The sequence below is a fragment of the Streptomyces sp. NPDC002306 genome, assembly GCF_053593435.1.
This window is the reverse complement of the sequence record NZ_JBSFCK010000007.1, coordinates 224,350-243,679: the sequence shown is the minus strand read 5'-3', so window position 1 is coordinate 243,679 and position 19,330 is coordinate 224,350. Positions and strand designations below refer to the sequence as shown.

Annotated in this window: 19 protein-coding genes, 1 other RNA gene and 1 pseudogene; 10 read left to right on the top strand and 11 right to left on the bottom strand. The window is 73.0% G+C overall.

What is annotated here, in order from left to right; all coding sequences use genetic code 11:
• The first annotated feature begins 138 nt into the window (after window positions 1–138).
• Both ACWCQK_RS16935 and ACWCQK_RS16930 read left to right on the top strand, forming a co-directional pair.
• Window positions 139–1,587, top strand: a complete 1,449-nt coding sequence (locus ACWCQK_RS16935; protein WP_451155914.1) for an ABC transporter permease — start codon at window positions 139–141, stop codon at window positions 1,585–1,587.
• 75 nt (window positions 1,588–1,662) lie between these two features.
• On the top strand, window positions 1,663–2,457 hold the full coding sequence (locus tag ACWCQK_RS16930; RefSeq protein ID WP_451155913.1) for an ABC transporter ATP-binding protein: 795 nt from the start codon (window positions 1,663–1,665) through the stop codon (window positions 2,455–2,457).
• 25 nt (window positions 2,458–2,482) lie between these two features.
• Here ACWCQK_RS16930 and ACWCQK_RS16925 read toward each other — a convergent pair whose 3' ends face one another.
• Both ACWCQK_RS16925 and ACWCQK_RS16920 read right to left on the bottom strand, forming a co-directional pair.
• Complete coding sequence (locus tag ACWCQK_RS16925) at window positions 2,483–3,469, bottom strand: aldo/keto reductase (RefSeq protein WP_451155912.1); 987 nt, start codon at window positions 3,467–3,469, stop codon at window positions 2,483–2,485.
• Between the two features lie 134 nt (window positions 3,470–3,603).
• Window positions 3,604–3,930, bottom strand: a complete 327-nt coding sequence (locus ACWCQK_RS16920; RefSeq protein WP_451155911.1) for a nuclear transport factor 2 family protein — start codon at window positions 3,928–3,930, stop codon at window positions 3,604–3,606.
• A 141-nt stretch (window positions 3,931–4,071) separates the two neighbouring features.
• Here ACWCQK_RS16920 and ACWCQK_RS16915 point away from each other — a divergent pair, with 141 nt between their 5' ends.
• The 4 genes from ACWCQK_RS16915 (at window position 4,072) to ACWCQK_RS16900 (ending at window position 6,358) form a co-directional block, all read left to right on the top strand.
• Window positions 4,072–4,617, top strand: coding sequence for a DoxX family protein (locus ACWCQK_RS16915; protein WP_451155910.1), 546 nt, complete (start codon window positions 4,072–4,074; stop codon window positions 4,615–4,617).
• Between the two features lie 21 nt (window positions 4,618–4,638).
• Window positions 4,639–4,992 (top strand): MazG-like family protein, encoded by a 354-nt coding sequence (locus ACWCQK_RS16910; RefSeq protein ID WP_451155909.1) that lies wholly within the window; start codon window positions 4,639–4,641, stop codon window positions 4,990–4,992.
• 446 nt (window positions 4,993–5,438) lie between these two features.
• Window positions 5,439–5,789: an antitoxin VbhA family protein gene (locus ACWCQK_RS16905; protein WP_451155908.1), complete on the top strand. Its 351-nt coding sequence runs from the start codon at window positions 5,439–5,441 to the stop codon at window positions 5,787–5,789.
• Window positions 5,786–6,358: a Fic/DOC family protein gene (locus ACWCQK_RS16900; protein ID WP_451155907.1), complete on the top strand. Its 573-nt coding sequence runs from the start codon at window positions 5,786–5,788 to the stop codon at window positions 6,356–6,358. The genes ACWCQK_RS16905 and ACWCQK_RS16900 overlap by 4 nt, the downstream gene beginning before the upstream one ends.
• 557 nt (window positions 6,359–6,915) lie before the next feature.
• Here ACWCQK_RS16900 and rnpB read toward each other — a convergent pair.
• From rnpB to ACWCQK_RS16880, 4 genes and pseudogenes are all read right to left on the bottom strand, one after another.
• Window positions 6,916–7,318: RNase P RNA component class A (gene rnpB / locus ACWCQK_RS16895), an RNA gene on the bottom strand.
• 130 nt (window positions 7,319–7,448) lie between these two features.
• Window positions 7,449–8,165, bottom strand: a pseudogene (locus ACWCQK_RS16890) (DMT family transporter); the annotation flags it as partial.
• An 82-nt stretch (window positions 8,166–8,247) separates the two neighbouring features.
• A complete protein-coding gene (locus ACWCQK_RS16885) occupies window positions 8,248–9,075 on the bottom strand; it encodes a helix-turn-helix domain-containing protein (RefSeq protein WP_451155906.1) in 828 nt (275 codons plus the stop codon).
• A gap of 98 nt (window positions 9,076–9,173) precedes the next feature.
• Complete coding sequence (locus ACWCQK_RS16880; RefSeq protein ID WP_451155905.1) at window positions 9,174–10,607, bottom strand: RNB domain-containing ribonuclease; 1,434 nt, start codon at window positions 10,605–10,607, stop codon at window positions 9,174–9,176.
• A gap of 76 nt (window positions 10,608–10,683) precedes the next feature.
• Here ACWCQK_RS16880 and yaaA point away from each other — a divergent pair, with 76 nt between their 5' ends.
• Together yaaA and eda are read left to right on the top strand one after the other, a co-directional pair.
• The gene (yaaA, locus tag ACWCQK_RS16875) at window positions 10,684–11,484 is read left to right on the top strand and encodes a peroxide stress protein YaaA (RefSeq protein ID WP_451155904.1); all 801 of its coding nucleotides are present in this window, start codon (window positions 10,684–10,686) and stop codon (window positions 11,482–11,484) included.
• Window positions 11,485–11,558: 74 nt separating this feature from the next.
• Complete coding sequence (eda, locus tag ACWCQK_RS16870; RefSeq protein WP_451155903.1) at window positions 11,559–12,224, top strand: bifunctional 4-hydroxy-2-oxoglutarate aldolase/2-dehydro-3-deoxy-phosphogluconate aldolase; 666 nt, start codon at window positions 11,559–11,561, stop codon at window positions 12,222–12,224.
• Here the strand turns inward: eda and ACWCQK_RS16865 are convergent.
• Genes ACWCQK_RS16865 through ACWCQK_RS16855 form a run of 3 tightly spaced genes read right to left on the bottom strand, consistent with a single transcriptional unit; the run spans window position 12,199 to window position 15,500 of the window.
• Window positions 12,199–13,884, bottom strand: coding sequence for a bifunctional RNase H/acid phosphatase (locus tag ACWCQK_RS16865; protein ID WP_451155902.1), 1,686 nt, complete (start codon window positions 13,882–13,884; stop codon window positions 12,199–12,201). The genes eda and ACWCQK_RS16865 overlap by 26 nt on opposite strands.
• Before the next feature lie 12 nt (window positions 13,885–13,896).
• Window positions 13,897–14,640 carry a zinc ribbon domain-containing protein gene (locus tag ACWCQK_RS16860; protein ID WP_451156035.1) on the bottom strand — a complete coding sequence of 248 codons (744 nt, stop codon included), beginning with the start codon at window positions 14,638–14,640 and terminating at the stop codon, window positions 13,897–13,899.
• Complete coding sequence (locus ACWCQK_RS16855; RefSeq protein ID WP_451155901.1) at window positions 14,637–15,500, bottom strand: Nif3-like dinuclear metal center hexameric protein; 864 nt, start codon at window positions 15,498–15,500, stop codon at window positions 14,637–14,639. The genes ACWCQK_RS16860 and ACWCQK_RS16855 overlap by 4 nt, the downstream gene beginning before the upstream one ends.
• 198 nt (window positions 15,501–15,698) lie before the next feature.
• Here ACWCQK_RS16855 and ACWCQK_RS16850 point away from each other — a divergent pair, with 198 nt between their 5' ends.
• Together ACWCQK_RS16850 and ACWCQK_RS16845 are read left to right on the top strand one after the other, a co-directional pair.
• Window positions 15,699–16,847 carry a hypothetical protein gene (locus ACWCQK_RS16850; RefSeq protein WP_451155900.1) on the top strand — a complete coding sequence of 383 codons (1,149 nt, stop codon included), beginning with the start codon at window positions 15,699–15,701 and terminating at the stop codon, window positions 16,845–16,847.
• Window positions 16,848–16,943: 96 nt separating this feature from the next.
• Entirely contained in the window at window positions 16,944–17,099 is a 156-nt protein-coding gene (locus ACWCQK_RS16845; RefSeq protein WP_451155899.1) for a hypothetical protein, read from the top strand.
• A gap of 157 nt (window positions 17,100–17,256) precedes the next feature.
• Here the strand turns inward: ACWCQK_RS16845 and ACWCQK_RS16840 are convergent, their stop codons facing one another.
• Window positions 17,257–18,201 carry a 3-oxoacyl-ACP reductase gene (locus ACWCQK_RS16840; protein WP_451155898.1) on the bottom strand — a complete coding sequence of 315 codons (945 nt, stop codon included), beginning with the start codon at window positions 18,199–18,201 and terminating at the stop codon, window positions 17,257–17,259.
• Window positions 18,202–18,240: 39 nt separating this feature from the next.
• Window positions 18,241–19,317: a Zn-dependent alcohol dehydrogenase gene (locus ACWCQK_RS16835; RefSeq protein WP_451155897.1), complete on the bottom strand. Its 1,077-nt coding sequence runs from the start codon at window positions 19,315–19,317 to the stop codon at window positions 18,241–18,243.
• Window positions 19,318–19,330 lie beyond the last annotated feature (13 nt).

Sequence of the window (19,330 nt, the reverse complement as noted above, 5' to 3'; positions counted from 1 at the left end):
ATCGGCTGTCTGACGGAAATCTGAGGCCGGCCCGCACATTCTCAGTCCGCGCACATCTCTCGCTCAGCAGGACTCAAAGGTTCCTCCCTAGCTTGTGGCCGCGCCCACGGCGGGCGCCAAGAACCTTCGAGGAACGGGATGTTTGGCATCTATCTCAAGCGCGAACTGAGCCGGCGCAAGAAAGCGGCTCTGGTCATCGCACTGGGTCTGGCGCTCGGAATCGCCCTGGTCATCACCGTCAACTCGGTGTCCGCGGGCATGACTCAGGCTCAGGACAAGGTCCTGAACTCGCTCTACGGCCTCGGCACCGACATGACGGTCACCAAGGCCCGTACGGCGCCCACCGGCAGCAGTTCCCAGCGACCGAACTTCCAGTTCGACGCGCGGTCCGAGGACGACGAGGCCTCCCAGAGCTCCGACCGGGTGATGACGCAGGGCGGCCAGGCCCTGGCGTCCTCCCTCGTGGCCGAGGTCTCCGCGCAGAAGGGCGTCGCCGGCGCGGTCGGCGCCCTCGGCCTGAACGTCACCAAGGTCGACGGCTCGTTCACCCAGGGCGAGGCCGAGAGCTCGACCGGCGGCCAGGGCGACCCCGGCGGCGGTGGCAGCGGCCGGCCACAGGTGCAGGGGGGCGGCGCCTCGTTCGACGTGAACTCCTACTCCGTGACCGGAGTGGACGTCACGAACCAGGACCTGGGGCCGCTGTCCACGTCGAAGATCACCTCCGGCAGGACCTTCACGGCCACGCAGACCGACGCCGCGGTCGCGGTGCTCAGCACGTCGTACGCCAAGGAGAACACGTACAAGGTCGGCTCGACCTTCAAGATCTCCGGCACCGAGTACACGGTGATCGGCATCGCGACACCCGAGAGCGGCGACTCCACCACGGACGTCTATCTGCCGCTGAAGCAGGCGCAGACGCTGGGCGACGCCAAGAACAAGGTCACCACGATCTACGTCAAGGCGACCGGCTCCCAGCAGATCGACACCGTCAAGTCGACGATCCAGAAGAACATCTCGGGTACGACGGTGACCACCTCCGCCGACCTCGCGGAGACCGTCTCCGGTTCCCTGTCCACCGCCTCCGACCTGGCGACCAGTGTCGGCAAGTGGCTGTCGGTCGCGGTGCTGGCCGCCGCCTTCCTGGTGGCCGCGCTGCTGACCTCCGCGGCCGTGTCCCGCCGGGTGCGTGAGTTCGGCACCCTGAAGGCGCTCGGCTGGCCGAGCCGCCGGGTGACCCGGCAGGTCGTCGGCGAGTCCATGGTCAACGGCCTGCTCGGCGGAGTCCTCGGCATCGGCCTGGGCCTGGCCGCCGCGTACACGGTCACCGCGATCAGCCCGAAGCTGACCGCACAGCTCGGCAGCACCGGCGGCGGTGGCGGCGGCACGGGTGGCGGTCCCGGCGGCGGCGGTCCCGGTCAGCAGTCGGCCCGGAACACCATGGAGATCGCCCTGTCCGCCCCGGTCTCGGTGACGACCATCGCGCTCGCCGTGGGCCTCGCGGTCGCCGGCGGTCTGATCGCCGGTGCCATGGGCGGCTGGCGCGCCTCCCGCATGCGCCCGGCCGACGCACTCCGCAGCGTCTCCTGACCCGGCCCCTCTTCTCCCCCTTCCCTCCCCCTTATCTCCCTCTCCCCCTATCTCTCCTCGACTCACGGAGCACCCATGTACAGACTCACCGGCGTCACCAAGCGCTACACGCGGGGCAAGGAGACGGTGGAGGCGCTGCGCGGCGTCGACCTCACGATCGAGGACGGCGACCAGCTCGTCATCCAGGGCCCCACCGGCGGCGGCAAGTCGACGCTGTTGCAGATGATCGGCGGGCTGGACCGCCCCTCCGAGGGCTGCGTCGAACTGGACGGCGTCGACCTCGCGAGCATCAGCGAGGCCAGGCTGACCCGGCTGCGGGCCGAGAAGATCGGCATCATCTTCCAGTCGTTCAACCTCATCCCGACGCTGACCGCCCAGGAGAACGTCGAGACCGCCCTGGTCCCGCTCGGCGTCAAGCCCGCCGAGCGCCGTGAGCGCGCCGCCGACGCGCTGCGCTCGGTGGGCCTCGGCGAGCGGCTCACCCATGTCCCGACCGAGCTGTCCGGCGGCCAGCAGCAGCGCGTGGCGATCGCCCGCGCGCTGGTCAAGAAGCCGAAGGTGCTGCTCGCCGACGAGCCCACCGGCAACCTCGACGAGGGCACCCGCGACGACATCATGGGCCTGCTGGAAGGTCTGTGGCACGAGTACGGCCTGACCTTCGTCCTGGTCACCCACGACTCGTCCATCGCCCGCCGCGCGCCGCGGCTGGCCACCATCGAGTCCGGCCGGATCACACTGACCGAGCAGAGCGGCGGCCGACCGTACGCGACGCGGGCGCACGACGGTCGAGCGCCCGACGGTCGGACGTACGACGGCCAGACCGTGGCGGGGGCGCACGGCGGTCGGACGTACGACCATCACGCGTACTGACCCTCCGGTGGCCCGAAGGGGCCGCTCACCTTCCGAGTATTCGGTCGACGTCGGCCAGTTGCCCGGCGGTGAGCGGCCCCTTCGCGATCGCGCCCGCGTTCTCCTCGGCCTGCGCGACCGACCGGAAGCCCGGGATCGGCACGGTGCGCGGGCTGCGCGCCCAGATCCAGGCCAGGGCGCCCTGGGCGGGCGTACGGCCGTCGCTGGTCAGGACGTCCCGCAGCGCCTCCACCCGGGCCAGCCATCGCGGGTCGGCCCCGGAGCCGTCGCCGAAACCCGGCAGCCAGGCCGGTGGCCGGCTGCGGATGTCCCCCGCTTCGAGGGCGGGACGGCCCGTGTGCCTGCCGGTGAGCAGCCCCATGGCGAGCGGGCTGCGGTTGACGCTCGCCAGGTCCCACGCCTCGCACAGCGCCAGCATCGCGGGCGCGTCCTGGAACACGTTGAGCGCGTGCTGTACGGCCGCGCAGTGCGGGCCCTCGGCGAAGACGGCGGCGCGCGCCGGGTCGTCGGTGCTCCAGGCGTACGCCCGTACGAGGCCCTCCCGGACGAACTCCTCGCAGGCGTCACGCAGTCGGGCCGCCCGCTCGGGGTCGGCGTCCGAGAGGTGCAGCTGGTAGAGGTCGACGTGCTCGGTGCCGAGCCGGGCGAGCGACGCGGTCAGGGCGCGGCGGGCGTGCTCGGGGGACGCGTCCTGGCCGTCGGCGGTCCGGGTGCCTTCGTCGAAGAGGTTGCCCCACTTGGTGGCGACGACGACGTCGTCCCGGCGCTTGCCCAGCGCCCGGCCGAGCACGCGCTCGCTGTGCCCGGTGCCGTAGGCGTCGGCGGTGTCGAAGAAGGTGACGCCGAGGTCGAGGGCGCGCCGGATCGCCCGTACGGACTCGTCGTCGTCGACCTTGCCCCAGCCCAGGGGTTGTCCGTCGGGGGTCTGCCACTCGCCGCCGATGGCCCAGCAGCCGAAGCCGAGGGCGCTGACCTGGATGCCGCTGCGTCCCAGTGTCCTGTTGGTCTCCATGGTGGGGACGCTAGGAGTTGGAGCGCACTTCAGCGCAAGGGGTGGGGCGAGGACGACGGTGCCGGAGGTCGTAAGGCCCCCACCCGCGCCTGCCGCTCATACCGGCCCTCACGCCTGCCGTCCGCGCCTGCCGCCTACGCCTGGCCGGTCTCGAACCGCGAGATCCTGCCGTCGTCCTCGACCGTGAAGTTCCACCGGGTGCGCATCTCGCCCCAGGTGTCGTTGCTGTAGTGGGCGACGAGCGCCCGGCCGCCCGCCGACTCCCGGTCGACCTCCAGATGACCGTGGGAGGTGAAGATCTCCTGGTCGATCCAGTCGGTGAGGTCATGGTCGGCGCCGTCGTCCGCCATGGTCGCGTCGGGCGTGAGCAGCGCCATGAAGGCCTCGCGGTCGTGGGCGTTGACCGCGGTGACGAAGGCGCGGACGGCCGGGTCGCTGAGTCTGGCTGTCTGAATCGTCATGCGGGCCACGCTCGCACCGGTGCCGGGCCCCCGCCACCCGAACGGCGTCCAGCGCGGGCCCGGCACGGGCGGGAGTGCCACGGTGGCGACGTGGAGACCCGCGTGCGGGCCTGTTCCTGCCGACGACCCAGGGGAGTACTCGTGACCTGCTTCGACCGACGAGATCTGGGCCTGCTGCTGCTCCGACTGGGTACCGGCGGGGTGCTGGCCGCGCACGGCACGCAGAAGCTGTTCGGCTGGTTCGGCGGCCACGGGCTCGAGGGGACCGGGCAGTACATGGAGTCCGTCGGGTTCGTGCCGGGAAAGCTGAGCGCGACGGCGTCGGGCCTGGCGGAGACGTGCGGCGGCACGCTGCTGGCCCTGGGGCTGGCGACCCCGGCGGCGGGCGCGGCGGCGGCCGGCGCCATGGCCGGGGCGAGTTCGGTGCACGTGCCCAACGGGTTCTTCGCCCAGGGCGGCGGATTCGAGTACCCGGCCACCCTGGGCCTGTGCGCCACCAGCCTCGCGGTCGCCGGCCCGGGCCGGATCTCCCTCGACGAGGCGTCCGGCAACGTGCTGAACCGGGCGTGGATGGTCCCGGCGGCCCTCGCCGCGACAGCCGCCGTCACCAGCGCGGTGGTGTGCCTGCGCAACAAGCGGCTGCGGGAACAGGCGGGCGGCGAACAGCAGGCGCTCTTCGAGGAGTAGGAGGCATGGCAGGCTGCGTCCATGAGTGATCAGGACTCCCCCGCCGTCCCCGCCGTCGCCCCCATGGACCTCTGGACCTCGGTCGACGCGTTGTGGGCCTGGCTGGAGGCCGATCAGCCGGTCGCCGGCCGGGAAGGCCTGCTGCTGCGCATGCTGAAACTGACGGAGGAGGTCGGCGAGGTCGCCCAGGCGGTGATCGGCGCGACCGGCCAGAACCCACGCAAGGGCGTCACACACACCTGGCCGGACGTCGAATCGGAACTGTGCGACGTCGTGATCACCGCCTTGGTGGCCCTGCGCACGCTGACCCCTGACGCCCGCGAGGTCTTCACGGCCCACTTGGCCCGGGTCACAGAGCGATCGCTTCCACACTGACGCCCCCGTACCGAGCGCCGGGAGAACCCGGAAGGGGAACGGCAGACGAGTCGGGCTGTACGCCGGGGAGAATCACCAAAACGCCATGACCTGCACAAACGTGCAGGGAGGACGTTTCCGTGGCTACCTTGATGGCTACGCAAGGAGGCGTCCCGCGCCGGAGCGGTCCGGACGGGGCTTCGTCGTTCTCGGAAAGGCCGGTTCGGGTGGCCACCGCGGCGGACGGCATCACCGCCAACGTAGTGATCACCGAACTCGACCGGCGCCATGTACCGGTGGTCCGGTTCAATCCCGCCGACATCGGAGAGGACCTCTCGGTCCGGGTGGTGGCAGCCTGCGGGACAGGGTTAGGGATACCTCCAGGGCGACGCCCGAGGCAGGACACTCACCGAAATCCGTACTAGAATCTGTACAGAATCAAGCCTCTATATGGGTACGGTGACAGCGTGGAGATTCCTGAGGTCGTGACCGTCAGCGACGCGCGCGCGCGACTGTCGCGGATCCTGACTGACCTGTCGGAGTCCGGCGCTGATGCCGACCCGGTCCTGATCGGCGCCCACCGCAAGCCCCAGGGCGTCCTGCTGTCCGTCGAGGCCTTCGAGGCGCTGAGCGGCCGAGCGGCACGACGTGCGGCCGTCGCCTCGGCCACCGGCTCCATCGAGGCCGAGCGGCTTCACACCTCCGAGGCCTCCGACCGCGACACCGAGGCGTACGTGAAGGGCGACCTCGATGTGGACACCCTTGTCGCCCGCGCGATCGCCCGTCACCAACAGACCTCGGAGCGGCGGGCCGGGTGAACGACCCGTACTCCATGCCCAACGGCGTGCTGCGCAACAAGCTCGGCATCACCGACCATCAGCTGCTCGCGGCAGCGGAGGCGGACATCACCCGGGCGCGCCTCGTCATGCTCGCCGAACGCCCTCTCCCCGGCGCGTACGATCTCGGCCATCTCCAAGCGTTCCATGCCGCGGTCTTCGGTGACATCTATCCGTGGGCAGGCGAGTTACGCACCGTGAACATCGCCAAGCGCACACCGTTCTGTCCGGCGAGAAATCTGGTGCCCTATGCCGGAGAGGTCTTCGGTCGTCTCGTCTCCTCCGGTCATCTGCAGAATCTCCACCGGCAGGCATTCGTCATCCAACTGGCCACGTTGTACGGCGACCTGAACGTCCTCCACCCGTTCCGCGAGGGCAACGGCCGTGCCCAGCGGGCGTTCCTTGCCCAACTCGGCGCCAACGCGGGATACGCCCTGAACTGGTCGGGCTTGGACCCTCAACGCAACGAGGACGCCTCGGTGAAGAGCTTCCTCGGTGACAACAATCTGTTGGAGCAGCTACTCGACGAGCTCATCACCACCACTGGGTGAGGCCGCCGTCTCCCGGCCGGCAGGCGCGGCGCCTGCTGTCTGGCGCGTGCCGGGCCAAAGTAAGGTGCGCCGGTTCCGTGACCAGGCCCCTCCCGCTCTAGAGCCGGTAGACGATCTCCCCGTCGGAATCGGCGAAGCCGAACTCCCGGTAGCAGGAACTGCATCTGGAGCCAGACGACCCCGAATGCGACACCTTGACTCACCAAGCGGAGCAAGCCGCGGAGGCCGGGTCAAGGGCGCACCCTCCGACCGTGCCGTACGCGGCCCAGGCCGCTGGAGACGTGGACGGCCCGAACGCCCTCAGGGTGGTCTCGGTTCAACTCGTCCCAGCCGCTCCCAGGTGGTGGCCACGTTCCAGCCGTGGACAGTCTGCGCTTGCTTGGAACTCACGTCGCGAGCTCCTGTGCGGAGACCAGCAGCATTCTGCTGACATGGGCTCCGCACTGTGTGGGCTGCTGAGCATCTGCCCGCACCGCAGTCGATGGCTTTACTGGAACGCCGATTCACAATCCGGTGCAGAGAGAAAGCAGGCCTTGACCTGCATAAACACTGAGCGGCAGACGAGTCGGGCTGTACGCCGGGTTCTGTCGCCCGGGCGCCTCGCGGCGGCCGGGGAGACGGCCATCCATCTAGGGCCGGCGTTGCCGCCGGCCTCGTGCGGTCTACCCGCGGACTCGGGCGGGCAGCCCTCGAACGTCCGCGCAGAAGCACCGGGGTGCTTCCTTTTGACCTTGCTCCGGGTGGGGTTTACCTAGCTGCCCAGGTCGCCCTGGGCACTGGTGGTCTCTTACACCACCGTTTCACCCTTACCGGGGGCCGAAGCCCTCGGCGGTCTGTTTTCTGTGGCACTGTCCCGCGGGTCACCCCGGGTGGCCGTTAGCCATCACCCTGCCCTGTGGAGCCCGGACGTTCCTCGGGAAGCCCCCTAGGGGGACTCCACGCGGCCGTCCGCCCGGCTCGTCTGCCGTGTGGACCATGCTACCGGGCGCGACCGCTTCCTCTCGCCCGCCGGCTTCCGGTCGCCCGCCGTCGCGAGCACCGAGCCCACCAGGATCAGGAGGAAGGCGGCGACGACGCCGGCCGTGAGGCGCTCGTCCAGGAAGAGGGCTCCCACGGCCACCGCGACCGCCGGGTTGACGTACGTGATGACGGTCGAGCGGGTCGGGCCGATCTCCTTGATCAGCTCCAGGAAGGCGACGAAGGCCACGGCCGTGCAGATGACACCCAGGCCCACGAGGGCGGCGAGGACCTCGGCGGACGGGGTCGTGGCGGGCCAGGTGACGGCCGCGGCGGGGGCGTAGACCAGGGCCGCCAGGGTCAGGCAGGGGGCGATGAGCTGGAGGGTGGGGACGTCCTTGAGGCGGCGGGCGACTATCAGGGGGGCCGTCGCGTAGCCCACGACCGTCAGCAGTACCTCGGCGAGGGAGAGGGCGTCGCCGCCCGTCAGGTGCGGGACGGTGAGGACGGCCACGCCGGCCAGGCCGAGGGCGAGGCCCGCGATCCGGCGTCCGCCCAGCACCTCCGTGTCGCCGAAGAAGCGGGCCGCGAGGACGCCGACGATCGGGACGCCCGCGATCAGCAGGCCGGCGGTGGAGCTCGACAGGTGCCGCTCGGCGTCGGTCAGCGTGAACCAGGGGCCCATGATCTCGATGCACGCGAAGGCCAGCATGGGCGCCCAGTGCGCCCGGACGGTGCGGATCAGGCCGCCCTGGCGGATGGCGAAGGGCAGCAGGAGGAGGGCGCCGAGGGCGCACCGTACGAACACCACCATGGACGGGGACAGGGTGTCCACCGCCACCTTGATCATCAGGTAGGGGATACCCCAGACCACTCCCATCAGGGAGAACAGGAACCAGCCGCGTGCAGTCATACGGAGAGTGTCGGCCCGGTCAGTGCCCGCTGTCTTGAACGCTGTTGCGGTACGCCGCCGGGGTCACCCCCAGCACCCGGCGGAACCACCGGGTGAGGTGCGCCTGGTCCGCGAAGCCCACGAGCGGGGCGACCTCGGCCGCGCGCAGCCCGGACTCCAGCAGTGCGCGGGCCCGGGTCACCCGGTGCTGGGCGAGCCAGGCATAGGGCGGTATGCCCATCGTCGTACGGAAGGCCCGGAGCAACTGGTAGCGGGACAGGCCCAGCTCGGCGGCGAGGTCGGCGAGCGAGGGCGGCGCGAGGAGTTCGTCGGCGAGGCGGTCGCGGACGATGCCGGCGATGTGTCCGGCGCCGGGCACGGTGTCGGCGGCCGCGCGGGCCGTGGAGTGGCGCCGCGCGAGGGCCGTGAGCAGCCAGGGCAGCCGGGACTCGGCTTCCAGCGGGTCGGGGCAGGCGCTGAGTTCGGTGTGGGCGCGGCGCAGGGCGGCGGCGAGTTCCGGGTCGTCGACGACGGGGTCGCGGAAGTGCGGGAGGCCGAGGCCGAGGGCGCCCTCGGTGAGCAGGCCGGGGGCCGCGTACAGGGCGCGGTAGGCGTAGCCGTCGGTGGTGTTGGCGGGGCCGCCGGTGTGCATCTCGCCCGGTGCCAGGACGACGATGGAGCCCGGTCCGGTACGGAGGTGGCCGCCGCGGTAGTCGATGATCTCGGAGCCGCCGACGCAGACGCCGACGGTGAACTCCTCGTGCGCGTGGGGGGCGTAGACGTGTTTGTCGAAGCGGGCGGTGAGCAGGTCGAGGGGCGGGCCGCAGCGGCCCAGTCGCGCCCGTGTCCACAACGCCTGCTCAGCCATCCGACACCCCCGTGTAGGCACTTTGACATCGACAACGCCCACGGGTCGCGTTTCCATGCCGCCCCCGCCGCCTCGTCCTGGGCGGTCCTCGGCGGCCGTCAGGCGGGCGCGAAGCGTACCTTCGCCGTGATCGGGTCGGCCTGGGTGAGCCGGACCCGCAGCCGCTCACCCAGCGGGAGGTGCCCGCCCTCGATCCGGCCGATCACCGCCGGATCCCTCAACTGGACGGTCCCCACGGTCGGCCGGTGTTCCTCCACGTCCACCACGCAGCCGTCGAAGAGGTCGCCGACGCGGTCCCTGAGCACCGCGGCCTCGACGATGTCCACTCCGGCCCGCTCCACCGTGGCCGCGCGCCGGCCGCCGTCGCGCATCTCGGCCGGCAGCGCGTCGAGGGCGGCGAGCACCCAGTCGGGCGGGGCCTGGCCCGCGACGGCCGCGAGACAGAGCTCGGCTGCGTACCGGTCGACGAGGCGGCGCAGGGGGGCGGTGCAGTGCGCGTAGGGCGCGGCGACCGCCGCGTGGGTGGTGATGTCCGGCAGGACGCCGTCCCGGAAGACCGTGTAACCGGCGCCGCGCAGCAGGGTCGTGCACTCCTGGAGGAAGGCCGCGTGGTGCGGCGGACGCGGGTCGAGGCGGCGGATGAGCTCCGCGTACGGGACGTGGCGCGGCCAGTCGATGTGCAGGGCGCGCGCGGTGCGGCGCAGCCGGCCGACGGCGCCGTCCGGGGCGACGGGCAGGGTGCGCAGCACGCCCGTGCCGTACGCCAGCATCAGGTCGGCCGCCGCCATGCCGGTGAGCAGGGAGATCTGGGCGTTCCAGACGTCGGCGGGCCGCACCGCGCGGTAGGTCAGCTCGTAGGCGTGGTCGCGCTCGACGACCTCCTGTTCGGGTACGTGCAGCGAGATGCCGCCGCGCTCGGTCTCCAGCCGTTCGCGCAGCTGTCCGACGGTCTTCAGCAGGGCGAGGGGTTCCTCGGCGGTGCCGTCGTCGATCCGTCTCTGTACGCCCGCGTAGTCGAGCCGGGCCCTGCTGCGCACGAGGGCCCGGCGGACGTCGGCGGCGAGCGTACGGCCGTCCGCGTCGAGGTCGATCGTCCACAGGGCGGCCGGGCGCACCTGGTCCGGGAGCAGGCTCGCGGCGCCCTCGCCGAGTGACGTCGGGTGCAGCGGGACCCGCCCGTCCGGGAAGTACAGGGTGGTCACCCGCCGGTGGGCCTCGGCGTCCAGCGCTCCGCCGGGTACGACGAAGGCGGCGACGTCGGCGATGGCGTACCGGACGCGGTAGCCGGTGCCCCGCCGGGACAGGTGCAAGGCCTGGTCGAGGTCGCGGGAGGCGGGCGGGTCGACGGTGAAGAAGGGGATGTCGGTGGCGTCGTGCGTCGGCGGCAGGGGGGCCGCGGCCGCGCGCTCCGCCTCGGCCAGGACCGCGGGCGGAAAGCTCCCGGGCACGTCGAGCCCGGCACGCAACGCGTCGAGGGCGACGCGCAGCGAGGCCTCCGGGGCACAGACCACGCAGATACGGCGGCGGGGCATGGGTCGAGCGTAGGGCGGGGCCGCGGGTGGGGCACGCCGTACGCTGGCTCGGAGCTCTAGCGAAGGAGACCCCCCTGTGCTTGTCCTGCTGCCGCCCTCCGAAGGCAAGGCCTCGTCCGGCCGCGGCGCCCCGCTGAAGCCGGAGTCGCTGTCGCTGCCGGGGCTCACCGCCGCCCGTGAGGCCGTGCTCGGCGAGCTGGTCGAGCTGTGCACGGGCGACGAGGACAAGGCGCGCGAGGTGCTCGGGCTGAGCGAGGGCCTGCGGGGCGAGGTGGCCAAGAACGTGGAGCTGTGGACGGCGGGCGCGCGGCCGGCCGGGGAGATCTACACGGGTGTCCTCTACGACGCCCTCGGCCTGGCCTCCCTCGACGCGGCCGCGAAGCGGCGTGCCGCGCGGTCGCTGCTGGTCTTCTCGGGGCTGTGGGGCGCGGTCCGGGTGACGGACCGGATCCCCTCGTACCGCTGCTCCATGGGCGTGAGACTGCCCGGGCTCGGGGCGCTGGGCGCGCACTGGCGTACGCCGCTGGCGTCGGTGCTGCCCGAGGCGGCCGGGGACGGCCTGGTGCTGGACCTGCGGTCGTCGGCGTACTCGGCGGCGTGGAAGCCTGCGGGCGAGGTGGCCGGGCGCACGGCGACCGTGCGGGTGCTGCACTCCCAGGTCGTGGACGGGGTGGAGAAGCGCTCGGTGGTCAGCCACTTCAACAAGGCGACCAAGGGGCGGATCGTGCGCGGCCTGCTGACGGCGGGGATCGCGCCGCGGAACCCGGCCGGGCTGGTGGAGGCGCTGCGGGACCTCGGGTACGTGGTGGAGGCGCAGGCGCCCGCCCGGGCGGGGCGGCCGTGGGCGCTGGACGTGGTGGTGGCGGAGATCCACTGAGACTCCCCCCCAGGGGCGTTGCAACATACGCAACGCACTTTGCGCGGGTTGCATCGCGCGGGCAGGATGAGGCCATGAGTTCACCCCTGCCCCGCTCTTCGGCTGCCCCGGTGTCCGTGCTGGACCTCGCGCCCGTCGTGCCGGTCGTCGTGCTCGACGACGCCGCCGACGCCGTACCGCTGGCGCGGGCCCTGGTCGCGGGCGGGCTGCCCGCGATCGAGGTGACGCTGCGGACGCCCGCCGCCCTCGACGCGATCCGGGCGGTCGCCGGCGCCGTGCCGGACGCGGTGGTCGGCGCGGGCACGGTGATCACTCCGGAGCAGGTGACGGCGAGCACGGCGGCCGGGGCGCGGTTCCTGGTGAGCCCGGGGTGGACGGACGTACTGCTGGCGGCGATGCGGGCGTCCGGGGTGTCGTTCCTGCCGGGGGTGTCGACCGCGTCCGAGGTGGTGGCGCTGCTGGAGCGCGGGGTGCGGGAGATGAAGTTCTTCCCCGCGCAGGCGGCGGGCGGTACGGCCTATCTGCGGTCGCTGGCCGGGCCGTTGCCGCAGGCGCGGTTCTGCCCGACGGGCGGGATCGGGCCGGCGTCCGCGCCGGAGTATCTGGCACTGCCCAACGTCGGCTGCGTGGGCGGCAGTTGGATGATCCCGGCGGACGCGCTGGCGGCGCGGGACTGGGACCGGGTCGAGCGGCTGGCCCGCGAGGCGGCCGCCCTCAGCGCAGGTGGGACGTGTCGTTGAAGAGGCGCACGCTGGCGTTGCCGTCGGCGTAGTACGCCACCGCCGAGAGGGAGGCGGCGGAGAGTTCCATACGGAACAGGGCCTCCGGCGGGGCGCCCAGGGCGAGCCGCAGGAACGTCTTGATCGGTGTCACGTGGGAGACCAGCAGCACCGTGCGGCCCGCGTACGCCGCGACCAGCCGGTCGCGGGTGGCGGCGATGCGGACGGCGGTCGCCGCGAAGCTCTCGCCGCCGCCGGTCGGTTCGGCCTCCGGGTCGGCGAGCCACGCGTTCAGGTCGGCGGGGTGCCGCTCGCGGACCTCGCCGAAGGTGAGCCCCTCCCAGGCCCCGAAGTCGGTCTCCCGCAACCCGTCGTCGACCGTCACCTCCAGGCCCAGACGGGCGGCGACGGCCCCGGCGGTCTCACGGGTCCGGGCGAGGGGGGAGGCGACGATCGCCTGGATCGTGCCGCGCCGGGCCAGCGCCGCGGCGACCCGCTCGGCCTGCTCGCGGCCCACGGCGGAGAGGGAGGGATCGCCGCCTCCGCTCCCGGAGAACCGCTTCTGCGGGGTCAGCGGCGTCTCCCCGTGCCGCAGCAGCACGAAGGTCGCCGGCGCTCCCATGTCGGCGGGCGCCCACCCGGGCGCGGCCACGGCCCGAGCCGCCCGGACGTCGGACGCGCCCTTCAGGCCACGACCACGGGGATCGCCCTGCGCGGCGAGGGGGGCCGCGTCAGAGTCGGAGTCGGAGTCGGCATCGGCTTCGGCGGAAGGGGCGGGGGCGTTCGCGGCAGGGGGGCCGGAGTCGGTGGCGCCGTCGGCGGTCACACCCGGGCGCGCGCTCGCGCTCGCGGCCCGATCGCCCGCGTCGGCGCTCGCACCGGCACCGGCACTCGTATCGGCATCGGCATCGGCCCGCGAGCCACGTCCGCCCGTCTCGGCGCTCGTGCCAGGGTCGTCCGTGCGCGTCCCGGCCTCGGCGGCGCGCGGTCCGGGACCGGCCTCGACGGCGGGCGCACCGGCGGCGGCCTCGGCCGCCCGCTCGCGGGGACCGGGCGTGGCCGCACGCCCCCCGTCATCCGTCTCCGCGTCCGCGCCGGCCGGGTCCTCGGCCCGCGGGGCGGCCTCGGTGGATCCGCGGCCCGTCAGCGCCGCCCGGACCCGGGCCGCGCCCGCCGTGGCGTCTCCGGGCGGCCCCTCGGCCTCGGGTCCCGCGGGGCGCGACGCGCGGGTGTCCAGGTCCGCCGTGGAGGCCGACGCCACCCACTGCTCGCCGCGCTTGCCGGCGTCCATCGCCTCGTTCGCGAGCCGGTCCGCGTGCTTGTTGCGCTCGCGGGGGATCCACTCGTAGGTGACCTGCCCCGGCGGGAAGACCCCCGCCGCCTCCGCGGCGAGCGGCTTCATGGCGGGGTGCTTGATCTTCCAGCGGCCCGACATCTGCTCGACGACGAGCTTGGAGTCCATGCGGACGCTGACCTCGGCGGTCGGGTCGAGTTCGCGGGCGGCGCGCAGACCGGCCACCAGCCCCCGGTACTCGGCCACGTTGTTCGTGGCGACGCCGATGTACTCGGCCCGCTCGGCGAGCGTCTCCCCCGTCGCCGCGTCGATGACCACGGACCCGTAGCCCGCGGGCCCCGGGTTGCCCCGGGAACCGCCGTCGGCCTCGACGATGAACTCCCGCACGCCGAAGGCTCCTTACAGGCCGGAGTCGGACGTACGCACCAGGATGCGGCCGCAGTTCTCACAGCGGACGACCTTGTCGGGCGCCGCCGCCCGGACCTCGTTGAAGTCGGTGATCGCGAGCTCCTGGCGGCAGCCCTGGCAGGTGCGCTGGTACAGCTTGGCCGCGCCGATGCCGCCCTGCTGCTGGCGCAGCTTGTCGTAGAGCTTGAGCAGGTCGGCCGGCACGGCGGCGGCGATGACCTCGCGCTCCTTGGTCACCGTGGCGACCTCGCCGTCGATCTCCTCGAAGGCCGCCTCCCGGCGGGTCGTGGCGTCGTCGATCTTCGACTGGACGGAGCCGGTCCGCTCGGTCAGCTCGCCCACCCGCTCCTGGGCGCTCTCACGGCGCTCCATGACCTCCAGGACGACGTCCTCGAGGTCGCCCTGCCGCTTGGCGAGGGAGACGATCTCCCTCTGGAGGTTCTCCAGGTCCTTGGGGGAGGTGACGGCGCCCGAGTCCAGGCGCTGCTGGTCCCGGACGGCGCGCTGGCGGACCTGGTCCACGTCCTGCTCCGCCTTGGTCTGCTCGCGGGCGCAGTCGCTCTCCTCCGTCTGCGCGGCCACCAGCAGGTCGCGCAGCTGCGTGAGGTCCTTGGTCAGCGAGTCGATCTCGGCGTGCTCGGGCAGCGACCTGCGCCGGTGCGCGAGCTGCTGGAGGCGCACGTCGAGGGCCTGGACGTCGAGAAGGCGGATCTGGTCGGCGGGCGCGGCGTTCAGTTGGGGGCTCCAGGGGTTTTCGTCGTGGTGGACGCCGCGTGGGCCGTCCAGGGGTCGGTGACCGTCGCCGAGACGTGGACGCGCAGGTCCCATCCGTGCCGGTCGGAGATCTCGTCGAGCTGGGCGGCCGCCAGCTCGCACCAGGGCCACTCGGTGGCCCAGTGCGCCGCGTCGAGCAGCGCGAGAGGACTGTGGGTGCCGGCCGCCATGAACTCGCCCGCCGGGTGGTGGCGCAGGTCCGCGGTGAGGAAGGCGTCGACGCCGGCCGCGCGCACCTGCTCGAAGAGGCTGTCGCCGGACCCGCCGCTGACGGCGACCGTGCGCAGGACCGCCTCGGCGTCACCGGCGACCCGGATGCCCTGCGCGGTGGCGGGCAGCCGTTCGGCGGCGCGGGCGGCGAACTCGCGCAGGGTGACCGGGTGGTCCAGCGCGCAGATACGGCCCAGGCCCCGGCGGCCCTCGGGGTCGGTGGGGTCCGGTACGAGCGGACGGACCACCCGCAGGCCGAGCGCGCCGGCGAGCGCGTCGCTGACTCCCGGGTCGGCGGTGTCGGCGTTGGTGTGGGCGACGTGCAGCGCGATGTCGTTCTTGATCAGGGTGTGCACCACGCGGCCCTTGAAGGTGGAGGCCGCGACCGTCGTCGTACCGCGCAGGTAGAGCGGGTGGTGGGTGACCAGCAGGTCGGCGCCCAGCTTCACCGCCTCGTCGACGGTCTCGCGGACCGGGTCGACGGCGAACAGGACCCGGGAGACCTCCTGGTCGGGGTCGCCCACCACGGTGCCGACCGCGTCCCAGGACTCGGCCCGCTCGGCGGGCCACAGGCTCTCCAGCGCGGCGATGACTTCAGACAGACGGGGCACGGGGGCAAGGCTACCTGGCCGTTCTGCCCGGCAGTACCGGCTCCGCCCGCACCGGCCGGGACCCTCACCACTCAGCACACCGGCCTCGCCCCGCTCAGGCGAATCGCTTCTGCACCACCCTTATGTGTGAAGCGGCCGCTCGGCGGTCCCACGTCCGTGCGTACGAAAACTAGCTTCGTCGCCGGAGGTGAGCGAACGATGACGGCCTGTGCGATCGAACCTTCGGCGACCGGCGCGGACGACGGTGCGCCGCGGGCGGGCTGCGCCATCACGGCGGACGGCGCCTATGCCGCCCGCCTCGCGCGCGACGGTGACGGCGACTCCTGGTTCCCCGAGCGCTGGACGCTCGACGGCCACGAGCCGTACGCCGTGCCGCTGCCCGGCCACCAGCCGGAGGAGCCCGGCACCGAGGTGCAGCCGATGGGGGACGGACGGGTCCTCATCCACCGGCCGGTGGACGGGCGGCACGTCTTCTCGCTCCTCTACCCCACCGGCCCGGGCACCGGCGAGCTGCCCCTGGGCGCCGTCGAGTGCCCGGACGAGGGCAGCCGGCTGTGGCTGCTGCCCCCGGCCCCGGACGGCGAGCGGGCCTACGCCCTCGCCGTGGGCCGCCGCTCCACGGCGGTGTGGCTGGTGGCGGGCGGCGCCTTCGGGCCCGAGCACCTCGCCGAGCTCCCCGGGCGCTGCTCGGGCGGGGTGTGGCTGGACCGTGCGGGGCGGATGCTGGCCCTGGACCGGGAGCTGGGGGGCAGGACCAAGGCGGTCGTGGTGGACCTGGAGCGCGGGGGCGAGGTGTCGCCGCTGCTCCAGATCGCGGCCGACAGCGACGACCGGGTGTTGCTCGCCGACCCCGACAGCGGACTGCTGCTGATCCGCTCGGACGCGCCCTCACCGGGCGAGGACCGGCTCGGCTGGGGCGTCCTGGGCAGCACGCTGCCGGTGCGCTTCCCGGAGTGCCTGCGGGTGCCGGAGTGCGTGGTGACGCCGTTCGCGATCCAGCCGGAGCAGGTGCTGATGCCGGAGGGCTGCGCGGTGGCGCTGCGCGTCGACGGGCCGGCCGGCAGCTGGGTCGGCGTGTGGCGGCCGGCCGAGCGGCAGATGCACCATCTGCCGGCGCCCGAGGGGTGGCTGGCCGGGGCCGGACTGTGGACGCCGGACGGGGTGCTGCGGCTGCCGTACGCCACGCAGACGACGCCGTGCGCGGTGGCGGAGATGGACGCGCCCGCGGCCGCGGCGAGGGTGTGGACGGAACCGGGGACACCCGTGGAACCGGAAGCTCCGCAGCCGGTCACACCCCGTCCTGTGCCCTTGCAGCAGGCGCCCCTGGGACGTCTTGTAACGAAGTAGTGCCGGTTGGCGTGGCCGTCTGGATCGGGCCCGAGGGGGGTTGGTTAGACTCGCCGGGCGGTAAGAAGGATCATGTTGACGGGGTGAAGTTTTCCGATGAACGACGCAAGCACGACGCAGCCGCTGCCCTCCGGTGACCGGGACGACTCCGGCCACGGCAAGCATCGCGGTCAGAACGCGGCACAGGACGGCGAGACGGCCCCTCACGGCCGTCACCGCAGGCCCGCCGAGGAAACCGAGGCGGCGGTCTGACCGACCGTACGCCAGGAGGGGCCCGCACGTCAGCTGATGTGCGGGCCCTTTCCGCATCCTTGACACCTCCGGCCACGGGCTCGGCTCCCTGACGGCTCGGCCCCGGCCCGGCCTCGGCGTCGACCTCGGCGCCGGGTCACCGGATCACCGGGTCGCCTCAGCGGCGCCTCAGTCCCAGCACCTCCGCCGCCGCGAACGTCTCCTCCCGCGGACGGTCCGCGTAGTGCGGGGTGAGCACGGCGTCCAGCTCGTCGTAGCTGAAGGTGTCCTGCTTGCTGTCGAACTGCGCCCGTACCCGCGGCCGTTCGACGATCGCCACCATGCCGCCGTGCACGACGAGCAGTTGTCCGTTGATCCGCGCGGCGGCGGGCGAGGCCAGATAGCCGACGAGCGGGGCGACGTGCTCGGGGGCGAGCGGGTCGAGGCCCTCGGCCGGGGGCTCGAACCCGGCGCCCGCGAAGACGTCCTCGGTCATCCGGGTGCGGGCGCGCGGGCAGATCGCGTTCGCCGTGACGCCGTACCTGGCCAGGGCGAGCGCCGTGGAGGTGGTCAGGCCGACGATTCCGCCCTTCGCCGCCGCGTAGTTGGGCTGTCCGGCCGAACCGGCCAGGAACGCCTCCGACGAGGTGTTCACGATCCGCCCGTACACCGGGCCGCCGGCCGCCTTCGACCGCTCCCGCCAGTGCGCGGCCGCGAAGCGGGTGGTGTTGAAGTGGCCCTTGAGGTGGACCCGCAGCACGGAGTCCCACTCCTCCTCGGACATCGAGAAGACCATGCGGTCCCGCAGGATGCCCGCGTTGTTGACCAGGATGTCCAGCGCGCCGAACTCCGCGACCGCCAGCTCCACCAGGTCACGGGCCTGCCCGAAGTCGGCGACGTCCCCGGTGTGGGCGAGGGCGCGGCCGCCGGCCGCCCTGATCTGCGCGGCGACCTCCTCGGCGGGCCCGGCGCACGCCGTGCCCGAGCCGTCGCGGCCCGGCTGTCCGTAGTCGTTGACGACCACGGCGGCGCCGAGCCGGGCGAGTTCCAGCGCCTCGACCCGGCCGAGTCCGCGGCCCGCGCCGGTGACGACCGCGGACCGCCCTTCGAGTGGCAGTGCCATCAAGTCCCCTTCCCCAAGTGCTCTCGCACGCCGCCGGGTTCAGATCTCGATGCACGTACGCAGGGCCGTGCCCGTGCGCATCTGGTCCAGTGCTTCGTTGATGTCGGCCAGCGGCACCCGGTGGGTGATCAGGCCCGCCAGGTCGATCCGGCCGGCCCGCCACAGGGCGATGGTGCGTTCGTAGGAGCGCAGGACGTCACCGCCGCCGTACATCGAGGGCAGGATGCGCTTCTCGTCGAAGAACAGCTCGAACATGTTGAGCTGAAGCTGGTCGTCCATGGCTCCGGCGCCGACGACGACGAGCGTGCCGCCGCGCCGTGTGTTGTCGTACGCCGTCCGGGCGGTGGCGGACCTGCCGACGACCTCGAAGACGTAGTCGAAGCCCTCGCCCGCGGTGATCTGCTGCTTGGCGTCGGCCAGTTCGTCCGGCGGGACGGCCTTCGTGGCGCCGAACCGCAGGGCCGCCTCCCGGCGGGCGGCGACCGGGTCCACGGCGACGATCTCGGCGGCGCCCTTGAGCCGCGCCCCCTGGATCGCGGAGATGCCCACTCCCCCGCACCCGATCACGGCGACCGACGAACCGGCCTCCACCTGCGCGGTGTTGAGGGCCGCGCCGAGCCCGGTGGTGACCCCGCAGCCGATGAGGGCGGCGATGTCGAAGGGCACGTCGTCGGGGATCGGGACCGCGCATCCGGCGTCGACGACGACCTCCTCGGTGAAGGTGCCGGTGCCGGCGAAGCCGAAGACGTCGCCGCCGGCCCGGCGGAAGTTGGGCGTGCCCGCGTTCATGAACCCGGCCAGGCACAGTTCGGTCTGGCCGCGCTTGCAGGCCGGACACGCGCCGCAGGCGGGCAGCCAGCAGACCACGACCCGGTCCCCGGCCTTCACATGGCGCACGCCCTCGCCCACTTCGAGGACCTCGCCCGCGCCCTCGTGCCCCGGCACGAACGGCGCGGGCTGCGGCAGCACCCCGCTCATCGCGGACAGGTCCGAGTGGCACAGGCCCGTGGCCCGCACCCGGATCCTCACCCTGCCGGGGCCGAAGCCCACCGCCTCGACGTCGTCGAAGACCTCCAGCTTGTCCTGGCCGATCTCGTGCAGTACGGCTGCGCGCATGGTGCGGCTCCCC

Excerpts from the sequence above, each read along its gene's own strand:
- ACWCQK_RS16880 (WP_451155905.1), bottom strand. The coding sequence starts at position 10,607 with ATGCCCCGCCGCCGTATCTGCGTGGTCTGTGCCCCGGAGGCCTCGCTG.
- ACWCQK_RS16935 (WP_451155914.1), top strand. The coding sequence starts at position 139 with ATGTTTGGCATCTATCTCAAGCGCGAACTGAGCCGGCGCAAGAAAGCG.
- ACWCQK_RS16910 (WP_451155909.1), top strand. The coding sequence starts at position 4,639 with ATGAGTGATCAGGACTCCCCCGCCGTCCCCGCCGTCGCCCCCATGGAC.
- ACWCQK_RS16920 (WP_451155911.1), bottom strand. The coding sequence starts at position 3,930 with ATGACGATTCAGACAGCCAGACTCAGCGACCCGGCCGTCCGCGCCTTC.
- eda (WP_451155903.1), top strand. The coding sequence starts at position 11,559 with ATGAGTTCACCCCTGCCCCGCTCTTCGGCTGCCCCGGTGTCCGTGCTG.
- ACWCQK_RS16845 (WP_451155899.1), top strand. The coding sequence starts at position 16,944 with ATGAACGACGCAAGCACGACGCAGCCGCTGCCCTCCGGTGACCGGGAC.
- ACWCQK_RS16925 (WP_451155912.1), bottom strand. The coding sequence starts at position 3,469 with ATGGAGACCAACAGGACACTGGGACGCAGCGGCATCCAGGTCAGCGCC.
- ACWCQK_RS16930 (WP_451155913.1), top strand. The coding sequence starts at position 1,663 with ATGTACAGACTCACCGGCGTCACCAAGCGCTACACGCGGGGCAAGGAG.
- ACWCQK_RS16835 (WP_451155897.1), bottom strand. The coding sequence starts at position 19,317 with ATGCGCGCAGCCGTACTGCACGAGATCGGCCAGGACAAGCTGGAGGTC.
- ACWCQK_RS16850 (WP_451155900.1), top strand. The coding sequence starts at position 15,699 with ATGACGGCCTGTGCGATCGAACCTTCGGCGACCGGCGCGGACGACGGT.
- ACWCQK_RS16840 (WP_451155898.1), bottom strand. The coding sequence starts at position 18,201 with ATGGCACTGCCACTCGAAGGGCGGTCCGCGGTCGTCACCGGCGCGGGC.
- ACWCQK_RS16885 (WP_451155906.1), bottom strand. The coding sequence starts at position 9,075 with ATGGCTGAGCAGGCGTTGTGGACACGGGCGCGACTGGGCCGCTGCGGC.